This window comes from Cohnella sp. 56 (assembly GCF_037963805.1).
Classification (GTDB): domain Bacteria; phylum Bacillota; class Bacilli; order Paenibacillales; family Paenibacillaceae; genus Cohnella.
In genome coordinates, this window is the sequence record NZ_JAZDQE010000001.1 from 628,457 (window position 1) to 646,210 (window position 17,754).

Annotated in this window: 14 protein-coding genes; 7 read left to right on the plus strand and 7 right to left on the minus strand. The window is 62.4% G+C overall.

Going from position 1 to position 17,754, the window contains the following annotated elements:
• Positions 1-24: 24 nt before the first annotated feature.
• From VQ071_RS02530 to VQ071_RS02540, 3 genes are all read right to left on the minus strand, one after another.
• Positions 25-1,482: a M4 family metallopeptidase gene (locus VQ071_RS02530; protein WP_340512268.1), complete on the minus strand. Its 1,458-nt coding sequence runs from the start codon at positions 1,480-1,482 to the stop codon at positions 25-27.
• 378 nt (positions 1,483-1,860) lie between these two features.
• On the minus strand, positions 1,861-3,015 hold the full coding sequence (locus VQ071_RS02535; protein WP_340512269.1) for a Fe-Mn family superoxide dismutase: 1,155 nt from the start codon (positions 3,013-3,015) through the stop codon (positions 1,861-1,863).
• 84 nt (positions 3,016-3,099) lie between these two features.
• On the minus strand, positions 3,100-4,140 hold the full coding sequence (locus VQ071_RS02540; RefSeq protein WP_340512270.1) for an alpha/beta hydrolase: 1,041 nt from the start codon (positions 4,138-4,140) through the stop codon (positions 3,100-3,102).
• Positions 4,141-4,350: 210 nt separating this feature from the next.
• On the opposite strand from VQ071_RS02540, the gene VQ071_RS02545 reads away from it, so the two are divergent.
• Complete coding sequence (locus VQ071_RS02545) at positions 4,351-5,094, plus strand: IclR family transcriptional regulator (RefSeq protein ID WP_340512271.1); 744 nt, start codon at positions 4,351-4,353, stop codon at positions 5,092-5,094.
• A gap of 654 nt (positions 5,095-5,748) precedes the next feature.
• Here VQ071_RS02545 and VQ071_RS02550 read toward each other — a convergent pair.
• Both VQ071_RS02550 and acnA read right to left on the minus strand, forming a co-directional pair.
• Entirely contained in the window at positions 5,749-6,912 is a 1,164-nt protein-coding gene (locus VQ071_RS02550) for a SepM family pheromone-processing serine protease (protein WP_340512272.1), read from the minus strand.
• Positions 6,913-7,089: 177 nt separating this feature from the next.
• Complete coding sequence (gene acnA, locus VQ071_RS02555; RefSeq protein WP_340512380.1) at positions 7,090-9,804, minus strand: aconitate hydratase AcnA; 2,715 nt, start codon at positions 9,802-9,804, stop codon at positions 7,090-7,092.
• A gap of 220 nt (positions 9,805-10,024) precedes the next feature.
• Between acnA and VQ071_RS02560 the strand changes: the two genes are divergently transcribed.
• Both VQ071_RS02560 and VQ071_RS02565 read left to right on the plus strand, forming a co-directional pair.
• Positions 10,025-11,077, plus strand: a complete 1,053-nt coding sequence (locus VQ071_RS02560; protein WP_340512273.1) for an amidase domain-containing protein — start codon at positions 10,025-10,027, stop codon at positions 11,075-11,077.
• Between the two features lie 59 nt (positions 11,078-11,136).
• Positions 11,137-12,276: a D-alanine--D-alanine ligase gene (locus tag VQ071_RS02565; protein WP_340512274.1), complete on the plus strand. Its 1,140-nt coding sequence runs from the start codon at positions 11,137-11,139 to the stop codon at positions 12,274-12,276.
• Positions 12,277-12,383: 107 nt separating this feature from the next.
• On the opposite strand, the gene VQ071_RS02570 is transcribed toward VQ071_RS02565, so the two are convergent.
• Both VQ071_RS02570 and rpoD read right to left on the minus strand, forming a co-directional pair.
• A complete protein-coding gene (locus VQ071_RS02570; RefSeq protein ID WP_340512275.1) occupies positions 12,384-12,617 on the minus strand; it encodes a hypothetical protein in 234 nt (77 codons plus the stop codon).
• 15 nt (positions 12,618-12,632) lie between these two features.
• On the minus strand, positions 12,633-13,526 hold the full coding sequence (gene rpoD, locus VQ071_RS02575; RefSeq protein ID WP_340512381.1) for an RNA polymerase sigma factor RpoD: 894 nt from the start codon (positions 13,524-13,526) through the stop codon (positions 12,633-12,635).
• Between the two features lie 1,370 nt (positions 13,527-14,896).
• On the opposite strand from rpoD, the gene VQ071_RS02580 reads away from it, so the two are divergent.
• From VQ071_RS02580 to VQ071_RS02595, 4 genes are all read left to right on the plus strand, one after another.
• Positions 14,897-15,217, plus strand: a complete 321-nt coding sequence (locus VQ071_RS02580; protein WP_340512276.1) for a hypothetical protein — start codon at positions 14,897-14,899, stop codon at positions 15,215-15,217.
• 26 nt (positions 15,218-15,243) lie between these two features.
• The gene (locus tag VQ071_RS02585; protein WP_340512277.1) at positions 15,244-15,441 is read left to right on the plus strand and encodes a DUF4177 domain-containing protein; all 198 of its coding nucleotides are present in this window, start codon (positions 15,244-15,246) and stop codon (positions 15,439-15,441) included.
• A gap of 417 nt (positions 15,442-15,858) precedes the next feature.
• Positions 15,859-16,713 (plus strand): sugar phosphate isomerase/epimerase family protein, encoded by an 855-nt coding sequence (locus VQ071_RS02590; protein ID WP_340512278.1) that lies wholly within the window; start codon positions 15,859-15,861, stop codon positions 16,711-16,713.
• Between the two features lie 2 nt (positions 16,714-16,715).
• Positions 16,716-17,753 (plus strand): Gfo/Idh/MocA family protein, encoded by a 1,038-nt coding sequence (locus tag VQ071_RS02595; protein ID WP_340512279.1) that lies wholly within the window; start codon positions 16,716-16,718, stop codon positions 17,751-17,753.
• Position 17,754: the final 1 nt, after the last annotated feature.

Here is a 17,754-nt window from a genome sequence, read left to right on the forward strand (position 1 = left end):
TGCTGCTATTGGGAAGTGTCTTCGTTAGTTCGGCCGTTCGTCGATACCCACGGCACTCCAGGCATCCTTCACCTTCTGTGCTACAACTTTCTTCTGCGCGGCCGTCAGACCGGACAGCCGGCCGGCAGCGGCGATGTAGCCTTCTCGTGCTTCGTAGAAGTCGGCTGTCGGCGAGATCAGGCGATCGCGCAGCATGATGTAGGTGAGCCGTCCCAGCGTGTCGCGTCCGCCGAGCCCGATATCCGCGTTCTCAATCTTCAATGCGGTGAGGTAGGCGGCATGCGCGGGAATGCCGCTGTTGATATGGACGCCGCCGTTGTCATGCTGCCCGTCGACGGGCAGGTTGACGAAGTCGCTCATATGGGCGGGTTGGCCGTATTTGCCCGGATCGGCTAGGCTCCGGACGGCCGCTCCCGTATCTTCGCCGATCTCCCAGTCGTCCGCATCCATCACCGAAGCCATGATGTCCGAGATCGCTTCGTTCAGAGAACCTGCTTGCCCACGATACTCGAGACCGACCGTATACTGCGTGACGCCGTGGGTCAGCTCGTGGGCCACGAGGTCATAAGCGCAGGAGGTGCAGTTGACGCCGCCGTTTTTGAGACCCGTGCCGTCTCCGTAATACATCGCCCAGCCGCTCCAGAAGGCGTTATTCCGGGTTTGCGCGCTGGTCCCTACGTGCACGTAGGAACGGATCGCCATGTTCTTGTCGTCGATGCTGTTGCGGCCGTACTTGTTTTTGTAAAAAAGGTAGACTCGCTTGGCATTCACATGCGCGTCTACGGCAGCGGCGTCGGCGAACGTCTTCGAAGCTGAAGTGACATATTCGTAACCCTCCGGAAGATCCTTGCGCGTGGACGGCTTGCGAAAATCGAAAGTCTGGATGGCCGCCGGGCGGGTGCTGTCCAGCAACTGATAGACGGTCTTGCCCGAGTCTACGCGAGGTTGGATATAAAAGGACTGCGATACGCCGGACCGGCCCTTGCCGGAACCGATCGGAGGCGCAGCCTTCGCCGCGCTGAGACGGTCGTAGCGGTCGACGACTTCGCCGGTGTCCGCGTCGACGTAGCCAATCCAATCCCCGATGACAGGCTGCGTGAATCGAAGCTGTACCTCGTAAGCCAGATGCACTTGTCCATGGTACGGATATACGAGGAGCTTCGACACCGGCCCGGGCACTTCACCATCCATCGGGTCGGAGCCGATCGCTGCGCCCAGCTCCTTTTCCAGCACGGTCTTCAGAGCGGCGATCGCTTCGTCATCGCGAATCTTCGGCTTCGTCGAAGCCAAGCCGGACAGATCGGGCTCTCCTCCGGAGAGCTGGCGTACTTCATAAGCGTCGGCTCCCGCCTGCTTGTCCAGGCGCAAATAGCTTCCGTATACAGGAACGCCTTGATATTGCGATTGGAGCAGCAGCCCGGTGCCGCCATCAGCCTCGGCAGACCGATAGACGACGAGATCGTCAGCATATAGAGGGGGCACGACATCCGTCGATCCGGTGCCGCTGCGAGCAGAGGAAGCGGCTAGTTCTCCTGCGGGGAGAAGCATGACCGCCGTCAGTGCGGCAAGGGCCAGCCTGGCGAATGAGAAACCTGAAAGTCCTGAACATCCAAATCTATGCATGCGACTGCGTACTGGAATCATATGCGCCTCCTGATGCGAGATCTTCGTTGACCGTGACGGTCGCGCCGCCGCCGTGTCAACAATGTTAATTCAAATATACACCATATAAAGGATAAAGGTTATAAAATAAAATTCCATTATATTCCTACAGGTGCTATCCTTGTTTGCGAAAATAAGCCTCGCCTTACCGAACGCGTTCGTTCGGCCTGGCGAGGCTGTACCGGCTGTACCGCCGCTTCAAAAAGGCTGCCACTTCAGCTTGCGCGCTTCTTCGAACCGGGCCGCCGCATACGGCCAGTTCACGACGTTCCACCAGTCCTTCACGTAGTCGGCGCGTTTGTTCTGATGCTTGAGATAGTAGGCATGCTCCCATACGTCGAGCGGCAGGATCGGCACATTGTCCCATTGGGACAGGTTCTGATGCTTCTCGGCGGTGAGGATCTCCAGGCGATGCGCTCTCGGGCCCCAGACGAGGATCGCCCAGCCGCCGCCTTCGACCTTGCCTGCAGCCTCGGAGAACTGGCGCTTGAAGGCGTCGAAGCTGCCGAAGTCGCGCGCGATCTGATCCGCGAGAGGGCCCGTGGGCTTGCCGCCTGCGCCGGGCGCCATGACGTCCCAGAAGATCGTATGCAGATAGTGGCCCGCGCCGTTGAACGCCAGCTCGCGCTCCCAATGCTTCACCAGCTCGAAGTCGTTTTTGCGCCTGGCCTCTGCCAGCTTGAGCTCGGCCTTGTTGAGATCGTCGACGTAGGTCTGGTGATGCTTGTCGTGGTGAATCCGCATCGTCGTCTCGTCGATGTAAGGCTCCAGCGCATTGTACGCGTAAGGCAGCGGCGGCAGCTTGTGGCCGCCGATCGGCACGGGCGCGCCGCCGGCGCCCGATACGGCGGGGACGCCGGGCTGTACCGCCTGCTGGGCTGCGGGCGTCTGGTTCTGAGCCGGCGGCGCCGTCTTCGCTCGGCCCGTCCGTCTCGGCATGTCCGCAGGCTCGGGTCCGGTGCCGTATCCGTCGTCATCGGCGCCGCTCGCGTCACCTGCGTCCGCGAGACGAATATCGACGCCTTGGCGCCGCACGGCCTCGCTGCCGCTCTGCATGAGCAGCAGATGCTTGCTGAACTCGCGGCTTTGCAGCATCGCTTCGCCGATCAGATTGCGCAGGCGGGCCTCGCTGGCGGTCGCCTGCGCGTACGTGCCCTGCACTTGATTGGCCGCTTGCTCCTGCGCCTCGAACTGCGCGGCTTCAAGCGTCTTGCCGAGCGCCGTCTCCCACTGCCGCAGCAGTTCGACATATGGAGGTTCCAAGCCGGGAATCGCTTCTCGCAGCGCGTTCGCATGCCGATATTCCTGCCATTTGTACGCGATGACTTTTTCCAGCAGCTTGCCAGGCAGCATGGCCTCAGCCTCCTACATAACATGATGGGCTTCGTTCCCATCGTATGCGGGCGGCGAGTTGTCCCATGTCATGGCTGCCGGCGGTCAAGCAGCCTGCGTGAGCTCCGTCGCGGCAGTCTGACGCGCCGCTGCATCCGTGTCGACGGTTTGCAGGAACGCGGTCGTGCGCCGGATGTACTCTTCCGGATGCGTGCGGAATACCATCTCGTGAATCGCGTCTTTGACGAGCCAGAGCGAGGAATCGGCATTGGTCTGTGCGCTCGCGATCCGCTCGGAGAGCTCATACGGCGCCTTGTCGTCCTTGGTGCCGTGGATGAGCAGCAGCGGAAAGCTATACGCGGTGGACTGTACCTCCTGGGAAGGAATCTGATCGAGCCTGACGCCCGACCAGATCGGTGTGAACAGTGACAGCAGATTCATCGTCAGATGTGCGGGCAGCGTCCCGACTTTTTTGAGATTGTAGGCGATCGTATCCGCGTCCGTCACGAATGTGCTGTCCAAAATCATGCCGTCTATGAGAGACGTATGAAGCGCGGCTTGGAGCGCTGTGCCGGCGCCCATCGAGAAGCCCCAGACGACGAGCTCCCGGGATCCCATCGCACGCGCATATTCGAGCGCACCGATAAGCTGTTTCGATTCGCCTATGCCGAAGGTCGCAGCTGTCCGATGCTTGCTGTCGGCATAGCCATAGTCGAACATCAATACATTGTAGGCTTGCTTGTGGAGCATATCCGCAATGTCGTACATCGGCACCCACGACTCTTCGCGGTTCGCGCCGAAGCCGTGGCTGAGCACGACCGTGCGCGCGCTGGCGGCCGAGGCCGGAATCCACCAGCCGTTCGTCATGCGGCCGCCGTCAGAGGCGGGGAAGGCAATCTCCGTATAAGGCAGGTTTTTGGCGGACATCGGGTTCATATTGAGAGCGTCTACGGGCGGATGCGTGAACTGCCAGCTCAAGTAGCCGTATAGACTGAATACGAGGAGAACGGAAGCGATGGCGACAGCGGCGGCAGCGATGCCGAATATGCGGCTGAGGCGGCGGGATACGGCGACACGGGCGACCGCTTCTTCAATCTGAAGCGATCCGGGATGCAGGGGCATCGGCGACAGGATGGTGGTGCTCATGAGGATCGCCTCCTACTAATCTACGATGTAAGCGCATTATTTTCTGATAATTTAAATTTAGTGCTTGCGGCCTAAAGCGTCAACGGACTTTGGCGAATTGTTAGCCTTATGTAATCGTTCTGTAATACTAGGTTTGGAGATTTACGAGAAGACGCGTAGGGGTTATACTAAGCGTAACAAGGTTTCATGGTGTGAAACGGAGGGGCGCTTGTGGAAGAGGAAAAGAAAACCGTGCGCGCCGTCGAGCGTGCGCTCGACATACTGCTCGTGTTCACCACGGGGAGCGAATGGAGCCTGACGGAGCTGGCCGCGAAGTGCGGGCTGCACAAGAGCACCGTGCACCGCCTGCTCGCCACGCTGGAGGAGAGAGGCTTTGTCATGAGAGACGAAGCGACGGAAAAATACAGGCTGGGGCTTCGGATTCTGGAGCTGTCCGCGCACTTCGCAAGGGCGGACGATCCGACGATCGGTCTCATCGGCGAGATGGAGAAGCTGAGGGACCAGCTGGGGGAAACCGTCAGTCTGTACATTCGCGACCGGCTGGAGCGGGTCCGGATTCAGGCCGTGCAGAGCAGGCAGGCGATCCGGCGGGTGGCGCAGGTCGGCGTTCGTCTGCCGCTGTCCGTCGGCGCCTCGAGCAAGGTGCTGCTGGCGTTCGCGGACAGCGATACGAGATCGGCGCTGTTGAACGATCCGGCCTGGCCCGCGGGGCTCAGAGACGCCGCCTACGAGCGGCAGCTGGACGAGGTCGCCGCCGAGGGGTATGCGACGAGCTTCGAGGAGCGGGAGCCGGGCGCCGCCGCGATTGCGGCGCCGATCTTCGGCCGCTCGGGCAAGCTGTTCGCGGCGCTGGCCGTCTCCGGGCCGTCCAACCGGCTGACGCCCGACGTCATGAGCGAGCGGGCGCCTGCGATCATTGGCGCCGCGAAGCGCATGGGTGCGCTGTTGGATTGATCGCGGCCTTAGACGCGCAGAAAGAGGGCTTCACGCCGTCATCAATATGACGCTGTGAAGCCCTCTTAATTATTAGTGCATTTCGTCAGTCAACGCGCTTGTTCGAGCGAGTTGTGCGATAGTACCGTGTATCTCCGGCGAAAATGCCGATAAGCCGTGCCGTTGTGCGATAGTACCGTGTATCTCCGGCAAAAATGCCGATAAGCCGTGCCGTTGTGCGATAGTACCGTGTATCTCCGGCAAAAATGCCGATAAGCCGTGCCGTTGTGCGATAGTACCGTGTATCTCCGGCAAAAATGCCGATATGCGGTGTCGTTATGCGATAGTACCGTGTATCTCCGGCAAAAATGCCGATAAGCCGTGCCGTTGTGCGATGGTACCGTGTATCTCCGGCAAAAATGCCGATAAGCGACGCCGTTGTGCGATAGTACCGTGTATCTCCGGCAGAAATGTCGATAAGCGACGCCGTTGTGCGGCACTATCGCATAACTCGCTGCAGCCAGCCCAGTTCAGCCGAGGGAGGCCGCTCGCAGCGAAGAAGATCCCCGCGTCGCACAGCGCGGCGCCCTAGCTGCCGAATCGCCGGGGCCACGCCGTCACATCGCCGGGGCCTCACTGTCACATCGTCGAGCCTCGCCGTCACATCGCATCGCTTCAGGAAGCCTTCGCGCTCGGTTCAGCGCTGCCGCCAGCCGTGCTCGCGTCCTTTTTCGGCTCCAGCCCGTTGAGGAAGTCCAGCGCATCCTGGAGCGAGGAGACCGGCACGAGCTTGGGGCTGAGCTTGAGGTCGGCGACGGTCTGCTGGGCCAGACTCCAGTTGCCGAAGCCGTTCAGCACCGCGTTGATCGCATCCTTGGGTGCGATCTTCTCGTTGTCCTGCCAGTGGTCGGCGGCTACGCGCGTGTACGGCACGAGGAAGTAGTCCACTTTTTCCCGATCCGCCGCCATAAGCTTGTACTGGATGCCGCCGATGAGTCCGACGCTCCCGTCCGCCGCGATCGTGCCCGTGCCTGCGATACGGTAGCCCTTGGTCAGATCCTTGTTCTGGAGTTGGGAGATGATCTCCAGCGTCATCATGAGACCGGCGGAGGGGCCGCCCGTGTCCTCGAAGTCGAACTTGACCTTGTCCGGCGGCGTCACCTTCAGCACGGTCTGGTTGTTGAAGCCGATGCCCGGCTTGTCCGTGCCCGGCATCTTGATCAGCGGCACATCGGCCTCGAAGGCTTTGCCGCCGCGGGTGCCCTTCAGCTTGACGCTGTCGCCAACTTTCTTGGACGAGAGGTACTTGCTGAGCGTCTCCGCATTGTTCGCCTTTTGACCGTCTACCATGTTGATGATGTCGCCTTCCTGCAGACCGTGCTCGCGCGCCTTCGTCTCCTTGATGAACGAGTTGACGATGACTCCCTGTTCCTTGACGTCGATCTTCTTGTTCATGGCCGTATAGGCGGCGAGCAGGGCATTAGCTTCGGAGCTGTCGCGCATCCAGGCCATCAGGTTGCGATAGGCGCCCAGATTGACGGTTCCGCCGGTCGCCTTGGCCTGCGTCTCGATATCCATTCTCGGGTTCAACCATGCATATATAATGGAAAAAACATTCGGCTTGGAATAGGACGATACGGTCGTGAAGAGCAGCGCGCCCTTCTGATCGACCTTGTGGTCCGTCTCCACACGCGGATGCACCGGCTCGGCCGAGCCCGGTCCGTACAGCACGTAGGGCAGCGACCAGTTGCTGGCGACGATAACGATAATCGCTAGCAGCGCGATGATGATCGCCGCTCGATAACGCCGGATAAATCCACGCTTACTCTCAGTTGGCATCGCGATCGTCACCTCCGTCCCTCATTATAGCGCATACGCTTAGCGTTTCCCAATAACAGACTCGCATGAGCCGCGCAGCCCGGCCCAACCTCCCGCATCCCCACCCAATCCGCCGCCATCAGAAAAAGCCGCATCGCCGGGAGCGACCCCGGGATACGGCTTGACTGCTAAAACGAATTATTGGTTCGCGATCATCTGGCGCAGTACGGTCTGCAGGATACCGCTGTTGCGGTAGTAGTCGACGTCGACCATCGAGTCGAGACGGACGATGACCGGGAAGGAGAACGTCGTGCCGTCTTCGCGCGTCGCGGTGACAGTGACCGTCTGGCCCGGCTGCACGTCGTTCGACAGGCCTTCGATATCGAACTTCTCGTGGCCGCTGATGCCCAGCGTCTTCCAGCCGTTGCCCGGTTGGAACTGGAGCGGCAGGACGCCCATGCCCACGAGGTTGGAGCGGTGGATACGCTCGAAGCTCTCGGCGATGACCGCCTTGACGCCCAGCAGGAACGTGCCCTTGGCCGCCCAGTCGCGCGAGGAGCCGGTGCCGTATTCCTTGCCGGCGATGACGACCAGGTTCGTCTTGCTCTTCTGGTACTTCATCGACGCGTCGTAGATCGACATGATCTCGCCCGTCGGCAGATACGTCGTCACGCCGCCCTCGGTGCCCGGCGCAACCTGGTTGCGAATCCGGATGTTGGCGAACGTGCCGCGCATCATGACTTCGTGGTTGCCGCGACGGGAGCCGTACGAGTTGAAGTCCTTCTTGTCGACGCCATGCTTGATCAGATACTCGCCCGCAGGGCTGTCGACCTTAATGTTGCCCGCAGGAGAGATGTGGTCCGTCGTGACCGAATCGCTGAGCAAGGCCAGCACATTGGCGCGCTTGATGTCGCCGATGTCGCCCGGCTGGTCGCTCAGATCGGTGAAGAACGGCGGGTTGGCGATGTAGGTCGACTTGTCGTCCCACTCGTACAGCTCGCCTTCAGGCACAGGGATTTTGTTCCACTGCTCGTTTTGCGTAAAGACGTTCTCGAACTTCTTGCGGAACATCTCGGGATCGAGCGAAGCTGCGACGGCCTGCTGGATCTCTTCGTTGGTCGGCCAGATATCCTTCAGGTAGACCGGCACGTTGTTCGGGTCGTAGCCGATCGGATCGTTCGCGAGGTCGATGTTGACCGTACCGGCCAGCGCATAGGCGATGACGAGCGGCGGCGAAGCGAGATAGTTTGCCTTGACCTGCGCGTGGACGCGGCCCTCGAAGTTCCGGTTGCCCGAGAGGACGGCGGCGACGGTCATGTCGTTGTCCGCGATCGCTTGGCTGACTTCGTCCGGCAGCGGGCCGGAGTTGCCGATACAGGTCGCGCAGCCGTAGCCGGCGACGTAGAAGCCAAGCTTCTCCAGATAAGGAAGCACGCCGGCCTTCACCAGGTAGTCGGTAACGACGAGCGAACCCGGAGTCAGCGAGCTCTTGACATACGCCGGCTTGGTCAGGCCGCGCTCGACGGCTTTTTTGGCGACGAGGCCGGCGCCGATCATGACGCTCGGATTGGACGTGTTCGTGCAGCTCGTGATCGCAGCGATGACGACGGCGCCCGTCGTGAGCGTGCTCGCCTGGCCGTTGCGGTGCTTGACCGGCGCGGTCTGCGCGATCTTCTCGTCGGAGAGGCCGTAGCCGCCCTTGTCGATCGGCGTACGGATGATGCTGTTGAACTCTTCCTTCATCGCCGTCAGCTCTACGCGGTCCTGCGGACGCTTCGGACCTGCGAGGCTAGGCACGATGGTGGAGAGGTCGAGCTCGATGATGTCCGTGAACGTCGGGTCCGGCGTGTCGTCCGTACGGAACATGCCTTGCGCCTTGTAGTAAGCTTCGACGAGCTCGATCTGCTTCTCGTCGCGGCCGGTCAGGCGCAGATAGTTCAGCGTCTCGCTGTCGACCGGGAAGAAGCCGATCGTCGCGCCATACTCCGGCGCCATGTTGGCGACTGTCGCGCGGTCGGCCAGGCTGATGTTGGACAGGCCGGGACCGAAGAACTCGACGAACTTGCCGACGACGCCCTTCTTGCGGAGGATCTGGGTGACGGTCAGCGCGAGGTCGGTCGCCGTCGCGCCTTCGGCCAGGCTGCCGGTCAGGCGGAAGCCGATGACTTCGGGCATGACGAAGTACAGCGGCTGGCCGAGCATGCCGGCTTCGGCTTCGATGCCGCCGACGCCCCAGCCTACGACGCCCAGGCCGTTGATCATCGTCGTGTGGGAATCCGTGCCGACGAGGGAGTCTGGGTATACTTCGGTGACGCCGTCTTTGGTCTTGGTCGCGGCGACGGAGGCCAGGTACTCCAGGTTAACCTGGTGAACGATGCCGGTAGCCGGAGGTACGGCGCGGAAGTTATCGAACGCCGTCTGCGCCCAGCGCAGGAAGCGGTAGCGCTCTTCGTTGCGCTCGAATTCGAGATCCATGTTGGTCTTCAGGGCGTCAGCGGTGCCGAACGCGTCGACCATGACGGAGTGGTCGATGACCAGATCGACCGGTACGAGCGGGTTGATGCTCTTCGGATCGCCGCCGGCTTGCTTCACGGTCTCGCGCATCGCGGCGAGGTCGACGACGACCGGCACGCCGGTGAAGTCCTGCAGTACGATGCGGGCGGGGATGAACGGAACTTCCTTATCTTCGCGGCCGTTCGCCCAATTGGCGATTTGCTTGACGTGCTCGAGCGTGATGGCGCGGCCGTCGAATTGACGGACGGCGGCTTCGAGCAGTACTTTCATCGAGAAAGGCAGCTTGGATACGGGACCCAGGCCTTGCTCTTCCAGACCTTGCAGGTTGTAGTAACGGTACGTGTTGCCCGTGGCCTGCAGGTCTGCCTGTACGTTGTACGGTAGGGTGGACAAAATAATCGGCCTCCTAGATAAGATTGCACGGATCTCGGCAGAACAAAGCGAGGAGATGAATGCATTCTCCGTTTGTTTCGCTGTATGAAACCCGATTTCAAAATTAAACCTTCCTCATTATTATAGCGCCAACCCCGCGCACAGTAAAGAGAATATGTGACTAGTCTGTGCCAATCCGTCATATACATGTACCGATGCTATCTGTGCCGTACGGGAGGGATGCCCGGTGCCTGAATTAAATGAAGCAATTAAAACGGCGCTGGTCGAATATGTGGAGGCGGTCAACGAAGCGGATCTGAGGCGTTCGCCCGAGGCGCTGGGGCGCATCGGCGACGAGACGCACCGCTACAGGCTCGAGAGGCGGTCGCGTGCGCTCCGGCGGCGCGATGCGCCGGCTTCGGCCGCGCCGCGGCGCGGGGAGATCCGCGCCCATATCGTCCGCTGGAGCGCGACGGACAAGGAGGCGAACGTCGAGCTGCGCATGCGGCTCGTCAGAGCCTGCGGCTTCGGCGCACACGCCTATACGGAGGAGCGGATCGAACGCGAGCGGATCCGGCTGGTGCCCTTCGGCGGCGTATGGCGGCTCGACCGCGCGGAGCCGCTGGGCGACGAGCGCTCGTCCGCCTCGCTGCTCGGCGCCTTCGATGAGGCGGCGGCGTGGCCGGTGGCGCCGTCGCTACCATATGCTCCCGGGCGCAGCGGGTTCGCAGCCACGCAAGGCGCCGCGACGCTGCCGTGGTCCAATCCGTACGGCGGCACGGCCGCGCGCGGCGCGCCGTACAACCGTGCGGAGGCCGTCGCCTACGCGGATCTGTGGTGGGACGCGGGCAACCCGTCCTACGAGACGTTCGAGGTGAATTGCACCAATTACGTGTCGCAGTGTCTCTTTGCAGGGGGCGCGCCTATGAACTATACTGGGAAAAGAGAAGCGGGCTGGTGGTATCAGGGCCTGTCGGGCGGCCAGGAGCGGTGGAGCTACAGTTGGGCGGTCGCGAATAGCTTGCAGCACTATCTGAGCCAGCCGCGCGGGAGCGAATTGCGCGCGGAGCGCGTCGAGAGCCCCGCGCAGCTCGCTCCGGGCGACGTCATCTGCTACGATTGGGACGGCAACGGGCAGTTCCGGCACAATACGATCGTGACGGCGATGACACCCGAAGGCATGCCGCTGGTCAATGCCAACACTGTGCCGAGCAGGCACAGGTACTGGGATTACCGCGATTCCTACGCCTGGACGGAGAATACCCGGTATCGCTTCTATCATATCGCGGATTTCTTTTAACCGGAGGGCGCATCATCCAAGGCTAAGGCAGTCGAACAAGGCGGAGGTCAAGCTGACAAATGGGAACTGGACACAAGATTCGGGTCGGACTCGTCTACGGCGGCCGGTCGGGAGAGCATGAGGTGTCGCTGCAGACCGCGCTCGCGGTGCTGAAGGCATTTGATTATGACAAGTATGAACTGATTCCTTTCTATATTACCAAGGAAGGCCGCTGGCGTTCGGGCCCGCTGCTTGAGGCGTCGCCGGCGGCGGTCGCCGAGCTGCAGTTCGAGCCGCGCGCGGCGGACCCGGAGGAGGCGCCCGCCTCCGACTCGTCGCTGCTGCCGCTCATGCAGGGCATGTCGGAGAGGGCGCTTGCCGCCGGCGGAGAGAGCGGCGGCATCGGCTCCGTGGACGTCGTATTCCCGCTGCTGCACGGCACCTTCGGTGAGGACGGCACGATTCAGGGGCTGTTCGAGATGGCGAACCTGCCATACGTCGGCGCGGGCGTGCTCGCTTCGTCCGTCGGCATGGACAAAGCCGCGATGAAGACGATGTTTGCGGCGGCAGGCCTGCCGCAGGTCGGGTACCGCTTTTTCACGCGGTTCAACTGGAACAAGGAGCGGGAGGCGATCTTGGACGGCATAGAGGAGGGCATAGGCTATCCGAGCTTCGTGAAGCCGGCCAACCTCGGCTCCAGCGTCGGCATCTCCAAGGCGAGGAACCGCGAGGAGCTGATCGCCGCCGTCGAGGAGGCGCTCCGCTACGACCGCAAGGTCATCGTCGAGCAGTTCGTGGACGCCCGCGAGATCGAGGTCGCCGTCCTCGGCAACGACGAGCCCCGCGCATCCGTCGCGGGCGAGATCGTCAGCTCCAATGAATTTTACGATTACAAGGCCAAGTATATCGACGGCAAGTCCGCGATGATCATACCGGCGGACATCGCCGAGGAGACGTCGCTGTCCGTCCGCGAGATGGCGGTCCGCGCCTTCCTCGCGATCGACGGCACGGGGCTGTGCCGCGCGGACTTCTTCATGCGCAGGAGCGACGGCGCGCTGTTCATCAACGAGGTGAATACGATGCCCGGCTTCACGCCGTTCAGCATGTACCCGCTGCTCTGGCAGGAGACGGGCGTCTCCTACCGCGAGCTGCTCGACACGCTGATCGAGCTCGCGATCGCCCGCCACGCGGAGAAGCAGCTGATCGATTACGGCGGCTGATAGGCCGGCCGTGCGCGGCATCAGGCGGTCCGCATGCGCATACAGCCGTACACACAAGACGGGACGAAGCGATTCAGCTTCGTCCCGTCTTGTTGCCTCATATACGCTCATGCCCGCGGCTTGGCGACGTCGCGCCACTCTACGATGAACTCTCCGCCGAACTTCCCGTTCGCGAACCTGCTCGTCTCCTCGAGCGCATTGCCGCACTCGCAGGAGATCTGGTCCGCGCCGTAGTTGTCCGTGCCGAACGTGATCTCTTCGTTGCGGTACGCGCGGCGGCCTGCTTCGACGCGCTTCTCGAGGCCGCAGTCCAGACATCGAATGACAAATCCGCTTGCCATCGCTTGGCGCCTCCTTTATTCGAGGAAATCCTTCAGCCTGCGGCTGCGGCTCGGATGCCGCAGCTTGCGCAGCGCCTTGGCCTCAATCTGCCGGATGCGCTCGCGGGTGACGCCGAACGCTTTGCCGACTTCCTCGAGCGTCCGCGTATGGCCGTCGTCCAGGCCGAAGCGCAGACGGAGCACGCTCTCCTCGCGCTCGGTGAGCGTGTCGAGCACCTCCTTGAGCTGCTCGCGCATCAGCTCGAACGCGGCGGCGTCGGCGGGCTCGGGCGCATCCTGATCCTCGATGAACTCGCCGAGGCGGGAATCGTTCTCCTCGCCGATCGGCATCTCGAGCGACACGGGCTCCTGCGAGATCTTCATGATCTCCCGGACCTTGTCGATCGTGATGTCCATCGCCTGCGCGATCTCCTCGGGCGTCGGCTCGCGGCCGAGCTCCTGCAGGAGCTGGCGGGAGATGCGGACGAGCTTGTTGATCGTCTCGACCATATGCACGGGAATCCGGATCGTCCGCGCGTGATCGGCGATGCTGCGGGTGATCGCCTGGCGAATCCACCAGGTCGCGTAGGTGCTGAAGCGGAATCCTTTGCGGTAATCGAACTTCTCTACAGCCTTGATCAGGCCCATATTGCCCTCCTGGATCAGATCCAGGAAGAGCATGCCGCGTCCGACATATCGTCTCGCTATGCTGACGACCAGCCGCAGATTCGCTTCGGCCAGCCGCTGCTTGGCAATCTCGTCGCCGTCCTCGATCCGGTGCGCGAGCTCGATCTCCTCGTCCGCCGTGAGCAGCGGTACGCGGCCGATCTCCTTCAAGTACATGCGGACCGGGTCATCCATTCGAATGCCTGCGGGCACCTTCAGATCGTCGTCATTGCTGAAGTCGACTACAGGCGAATCGGTATCCATCGTCAAGGCACATTCCTCCATCCGGTAAAAGTGCTGGGCGGAACGGTGTAGAATAACGGAATTGACATCCGGTAAAATATGTGCTATCCTGAAGTAGGAAGTTTGTGACTGGATGTCTTATAAGTACCATTTCTCATTATACCACGCGCCAGACATTATTACAACTACACATCTTAAATTTTTAGACCGGACTTTGCGCTTCGTTTTCGGACGAGCCCAGATGCCGGTCTTTTTGATGTGCATAATGGGCGCCCGGAGTGAGGCATCGCCTCTCGAGGTGCAGGAGATGGGCGAATGGGGCGCCCGGAGTGAGGCATCGTCTCTCGTAGTCCAGGCGATGGGCGGACGGGGTGCCCGGAGTGAGGCATCGCCTCTCGTGGTGCAGGCGATGGGCGGATGAGGCGCCCGGAGTGAGGCATCGCCTCTCGTGGTGCAGGCGATGGGCGGATGAGGCGCCCGGAGTGAGGCATCGCCTCTCGTGGTGCAGGCGATGGGCGGATGAGGCGCCCGGAGCAACGCATCGCCTCTCGTAGTGCAGGCGATGGGCGGAGTGGGCGCCCGGGGCAAGGCATCGCCTCTCGTGGTGCAGGCGATGGGCGGAGTGGGCGCCCGGAGTGAGGCATCGCCTCTCGTAGTGCAGGCGATGGGCGGATGAGGCGCCCGGAGTGAGGCATCGCCTCTCGTAGTGCAGGCGATGGGCGGATGAGGCGCCCGGAGCAAGGCATCGCCTCTCGTAGTACAGGCGATGGGCGGAGTGGGTGCCCGGAGTGAGGCATCGCCTCTCGTGGTGCAGGCGATGGGCGGATGAGGCGCCCGGAGCAAGGCATCGCCTCTCGTAGTACAGGCGATGGGCGGAGTGGGCGCCCGGAGTGAGGCATCGCCTCTCGTGGTGCAGGCGATGGGCGTATGAGGCGCCCGGAGCAAGGCATCGCCTCTCGTAGTGCAGGCGATGGGCGGATGAGGCGCCCGGAGTGAGGCATCGCCTCTCGTGGTGCAGGCGATGGGCGGATGAGGCGCCCGGAGCAACGCATCGCCTCTCGTAGTGCAGGCGATGGGCGGATGAGGTGCCCGGAGTGAGGCATCGCCTCTCGAGGTGCAGGCGATGGGCGGATGAGACGCCCGGAGTGAGGCATCGCCTCTCGTAGTGCAGGCGATGCCAGCCTCTCGCTGAGCAGTTTGCGGGCCGCCGCGCTCTCGGCCGCCGGCTGGACGAACCAGGCCCGGATCGCATCCTTGCCTCTGGCGGTCAGGGAGTACGCTTTTTTGTCCGGCTTGTCGCGCTGATTTCATTGGAGCGGCGCCGCTTACTTTCATTAGCAGGCCTTGCCGGTTTATAATAGCAGCACAAGCCAATGGTCGGAGGGATGCAGATGGGCTTCCAGACGGAGTTCAACTCAGTGTGCAAATTCAAGTCCGAGCAAGAGCTGTACGAGCTGCTCGAATACGGGCGGGGCAAGATGGTGAAAAAGCAGTTCCGCGTCTTCCCGACAGGGCAAAAGGTCATCGCGTACGCGCCGGACAACCGGGCGGTCGCGATCGTCCGCATCGTCGCCTCGATCGCAGAGATTAACTTCCAGGGAGAAGAAGTGACCGAGGTCGAGATGGAGCTGGTGCGCAAGCTCACGGACGAGGAGTCGCGTGTGCAGACGTCGCTCGCGCACGAGATGTTTTTCGGCGAACAGCAAGCCTGAGCACGGATCGGAGAGGAGCGGCGCGGATGGGGACGAAGTGGGAGTATTGCACACTTAAGTACAAGACGGGCGGCTGGCTCGGCGGCAAGGTAGACGAGCAGGAGTTCCAGGACGAGCTGAACCGGTACGGCTACGAAGGCTGGGAGCTGGTGTCCTGCTTCGATACGAGCCAGGGCCAGGGCGCCTCGAGGGATATCATCGTCGTCTTCAAGCACCAGCTGTAGTACGAACGCGTCGGGCGGCGGACCGCCCGGCCGTCACTCTTGACACGTTTTCAGCATGCGCGATGCCCTCGGCCCTCACGAGCCGGGGGCTTTTGATTTATGGGGATCGCCAGGGAACGATTTTTTCCCGGGCGGTCCTTTTCATTACGCGGGCCCGCTCATGGCCAGTCGGACGAGATGCCTTTGACGAGGCCGCTAACCCGCACTGTTGCCCGGCAGCAAGGAGGACCGTGCCGCCGTATCGATTGAAAGACTTCTATTCTGCAAAAGTGCAGGGCAGCGCCGCATCGGGGAGAGTTTGCAGTCTACTTATCCTAAAAAAATGTAAAAATCCTTCGTAAAATACGTCAACTTCTGGCCTTGCGAAGTTGCTATAGTAGGGGGAGAGAAGGCGCAAAGGGAAGGGAGCCGTTGCGAGTGTTCACAGGCAGATTAGGCGTGCTGACGGATGAAGTGTCCGACCATTACGAGGAAGCGCTCGATTGGGCGGCGGAGCAAGGGCTGGCGCATGTGGAGGTGCGCGTCATAGACGGGCGGAACGCAGCGAGCCTTAGCGACGAGCAGGCGGCGGAGGTTCGCCGTCAGGCGGAGGCGAGAGGATTGTTCATATCGGCGATCGCTTCGCCGGTATTCAAGTGTGCGCTGGACCCCGCGCGCCCGGTCGCGACCGGGGACACGTTCGGACAGCAGGAGGAGAGCGTCGAGGCCCACTTCGCGAAGCTGTCGCGCGTCATCGAGCTCGCAAATTTGTTGGGCACGAAGCGTATCCGGATTTTCTCCTTCTGGCGCGAGCGGCACCCCGAGCGCTATGCCGAGGAGATCGCCGGACATCTGCGGCGGGCGGCCGGGATTGCGCAGGAGGCGGGAGTCGAGCTGCTGCTGGAAAACGAGTCTTCGTGCAACGGCGGGTCGGCGCGCGAGGTCGCGGATCTCGTCCGGGCCGTCGATTCGCCGGCACTGCGCGCGCTATGGGACCCGGGCAACGAGGCGCATGCGGGCAAGGAGGCGTATCCGCTCGGGTATGAGACGATCAGGCCCTACGCCGCCCATGTGCATCTGAAGGATGCTTGCTTCGGTCCGGACGGTACGGCGCGCTGCGTGCCGCTCGGATCGGGCGACGTGCCGGTCATCGCGCAGCTTAGGGCGCTCGCGGCGGACGGGTATGAGGGGCTGTTCACGATCGAGACGCACTATGTGCCCACAGACGGGAGCCGGATGACGGGGACCCGGATGACGCTCGAGGCGCTGCGCGCGCTGGCGAAGGAGGTATAGAGATGGCGCAGTGGAGATTCGGCATTATCGGCTGCGGCGCCGTCGCGGACAGGCATGTCGAAGCCATCCGGCAGATTGAGGACGCGAGCCTGGTCGCCGTCTCCAGCAGAAGCGGGAGCCGGGCAAGAGCGGTCGCGGAGCGGGAAGGCTGCGACTGGGTCACCGACTACCGCGACCTGCTCAGCCGCGACGACATCGATATCGTCTGCGTGACCACCTCGAGCGGCAGCCATGCGGCCATCGGCCTCGACGTGCTGAATGCCGGCAAGCATCTGATCGTCGAAAAGCCGATGGCCATGAACGCGCGGGATGCGCGGCTCCTGGCGGATACGGCCAGCCGGCGCGGGCTCACGCTCTCGTCCGTCTCGCAGCGGAGATTCGAGGCGAACAACCAGCTGATCAAGCGGGTGCTCGACGAGGGAGCGCTCGGCAAGCTGCTGCTGGCGGAGATGAAGCTGCCCTACTACCGCAGCCAGGACTACTACGACAGCGCCGAATGGCGGGGGACGATCGCCGAGGACGGCGGCGTCCTGATGAATCAGGGCATCCACAGCCTGGACCTGCTGCTCTGGTTCGCCGGAGACGTGCGCGCCGTATTCGGCAAGACCGCCACGCTCACGCATCGTATGGAAGCCGAAGATCTGGGCCTGGCGATCCTGCAGTTCGACAGCGGCGCATACGGCACGGTGATGGGATCGACCAGCGTGCGGCCGGGCTACCCGGCCACCATCTCGCTCTACGGCGAAGAAGGGTCCATCGAGCTGGAAGGCACCTCGGTCGTGCGCTGGTCCGTACCCGGCTGGGAGAAGCCACACTGGTCGCAGGAGGAAGCTTATGGCGGCGTATCCGATCCGATGAGCATCGTCGCGGAGTTCCATCAGAGCCAGTTCCTCGACGTCATCGCTGCGATCGAGACGGGCACGGCACCGCTCAGCTCCGGCGAGGACGGCTGGCGGGCCGTCAGACTCGTCGAAGCGATCTACGAGAGCGCCCGCCGCGGGGCGGAGATTCGGATCGGTGAGCAACCGGAGGAGGGATAAG

What these genes read in the sequence shown, in the direction of transcription:
- VQ071_RS02535 (WP_340512269.1), bottom strand. Translation starts at nt 3,015, where the DNA reads ATGCTGCCTGGCAAGCTGCTGGAAAAAGTCATCGCGTACAAATGGCAG.
- VQ071_RS02540 (WP_340512270.1), bottom strand. Translation starts at nt 4,140, where the DNA reads ATGAGCACCACCATCCTGTCGCCGATGCCCCTGCATCCCGGATCGCTT.
- VQ071_RS02550 (WP_340512272.1), bottom strand. Translation starts at nt 6,912, where the DNA reads ATGCCAACTGAGAGTAAGCGTGGATTTATCCGGCGTTATCGAGCGGCG.
- VQ071_RS02565 (WP_340512274.1), top strand. Translation starts at nt 11,137, where the DNA reads ATGGGAACTGGACACAAGATTCGGGTCGGACTCGTCTACGGCGGCCGG.
- VQ071_RS02570 (WP_340512275.1), bottom strand. Translation starts at nt 12,617, where the DNA reads ATGGCAAGCGGATTTGTCATTCGATGTCTGGACTGCGGCCTCGAGAAG.
- rpoD (WP_340512381.1), bottom strand. Translation starts at nt 13,526, where the DNA reads ATGGATACCGATTCGCCTGTAGTCGACTTCAGCAATGACGACGATCTG.
- VQ071_RS02580 (WP_340512276.1), top strand. Translation starts at nt 14,897, where the DNA reads ATGGGCTTCCAGACGGAGTTCAACTCAGTGTGCAAATTCAAGTCCGAG.
- VQ071_RS02585 (WP_340512277.1), top strand. Translation starts at nt 15,244, where the DNA reads ATGGGGACGAAGTGGGAGTATTGCACACTTAAGTACAAGACGGGCGGC.
- VQ071_RS02595 (WP_340512279.1), top strand. Translation starts at nt 16,716, where the DNA reads ATGGCGCAGTGGAGATTCGGCATTATCGGCTGCGGCGCCGTCGCGGAC.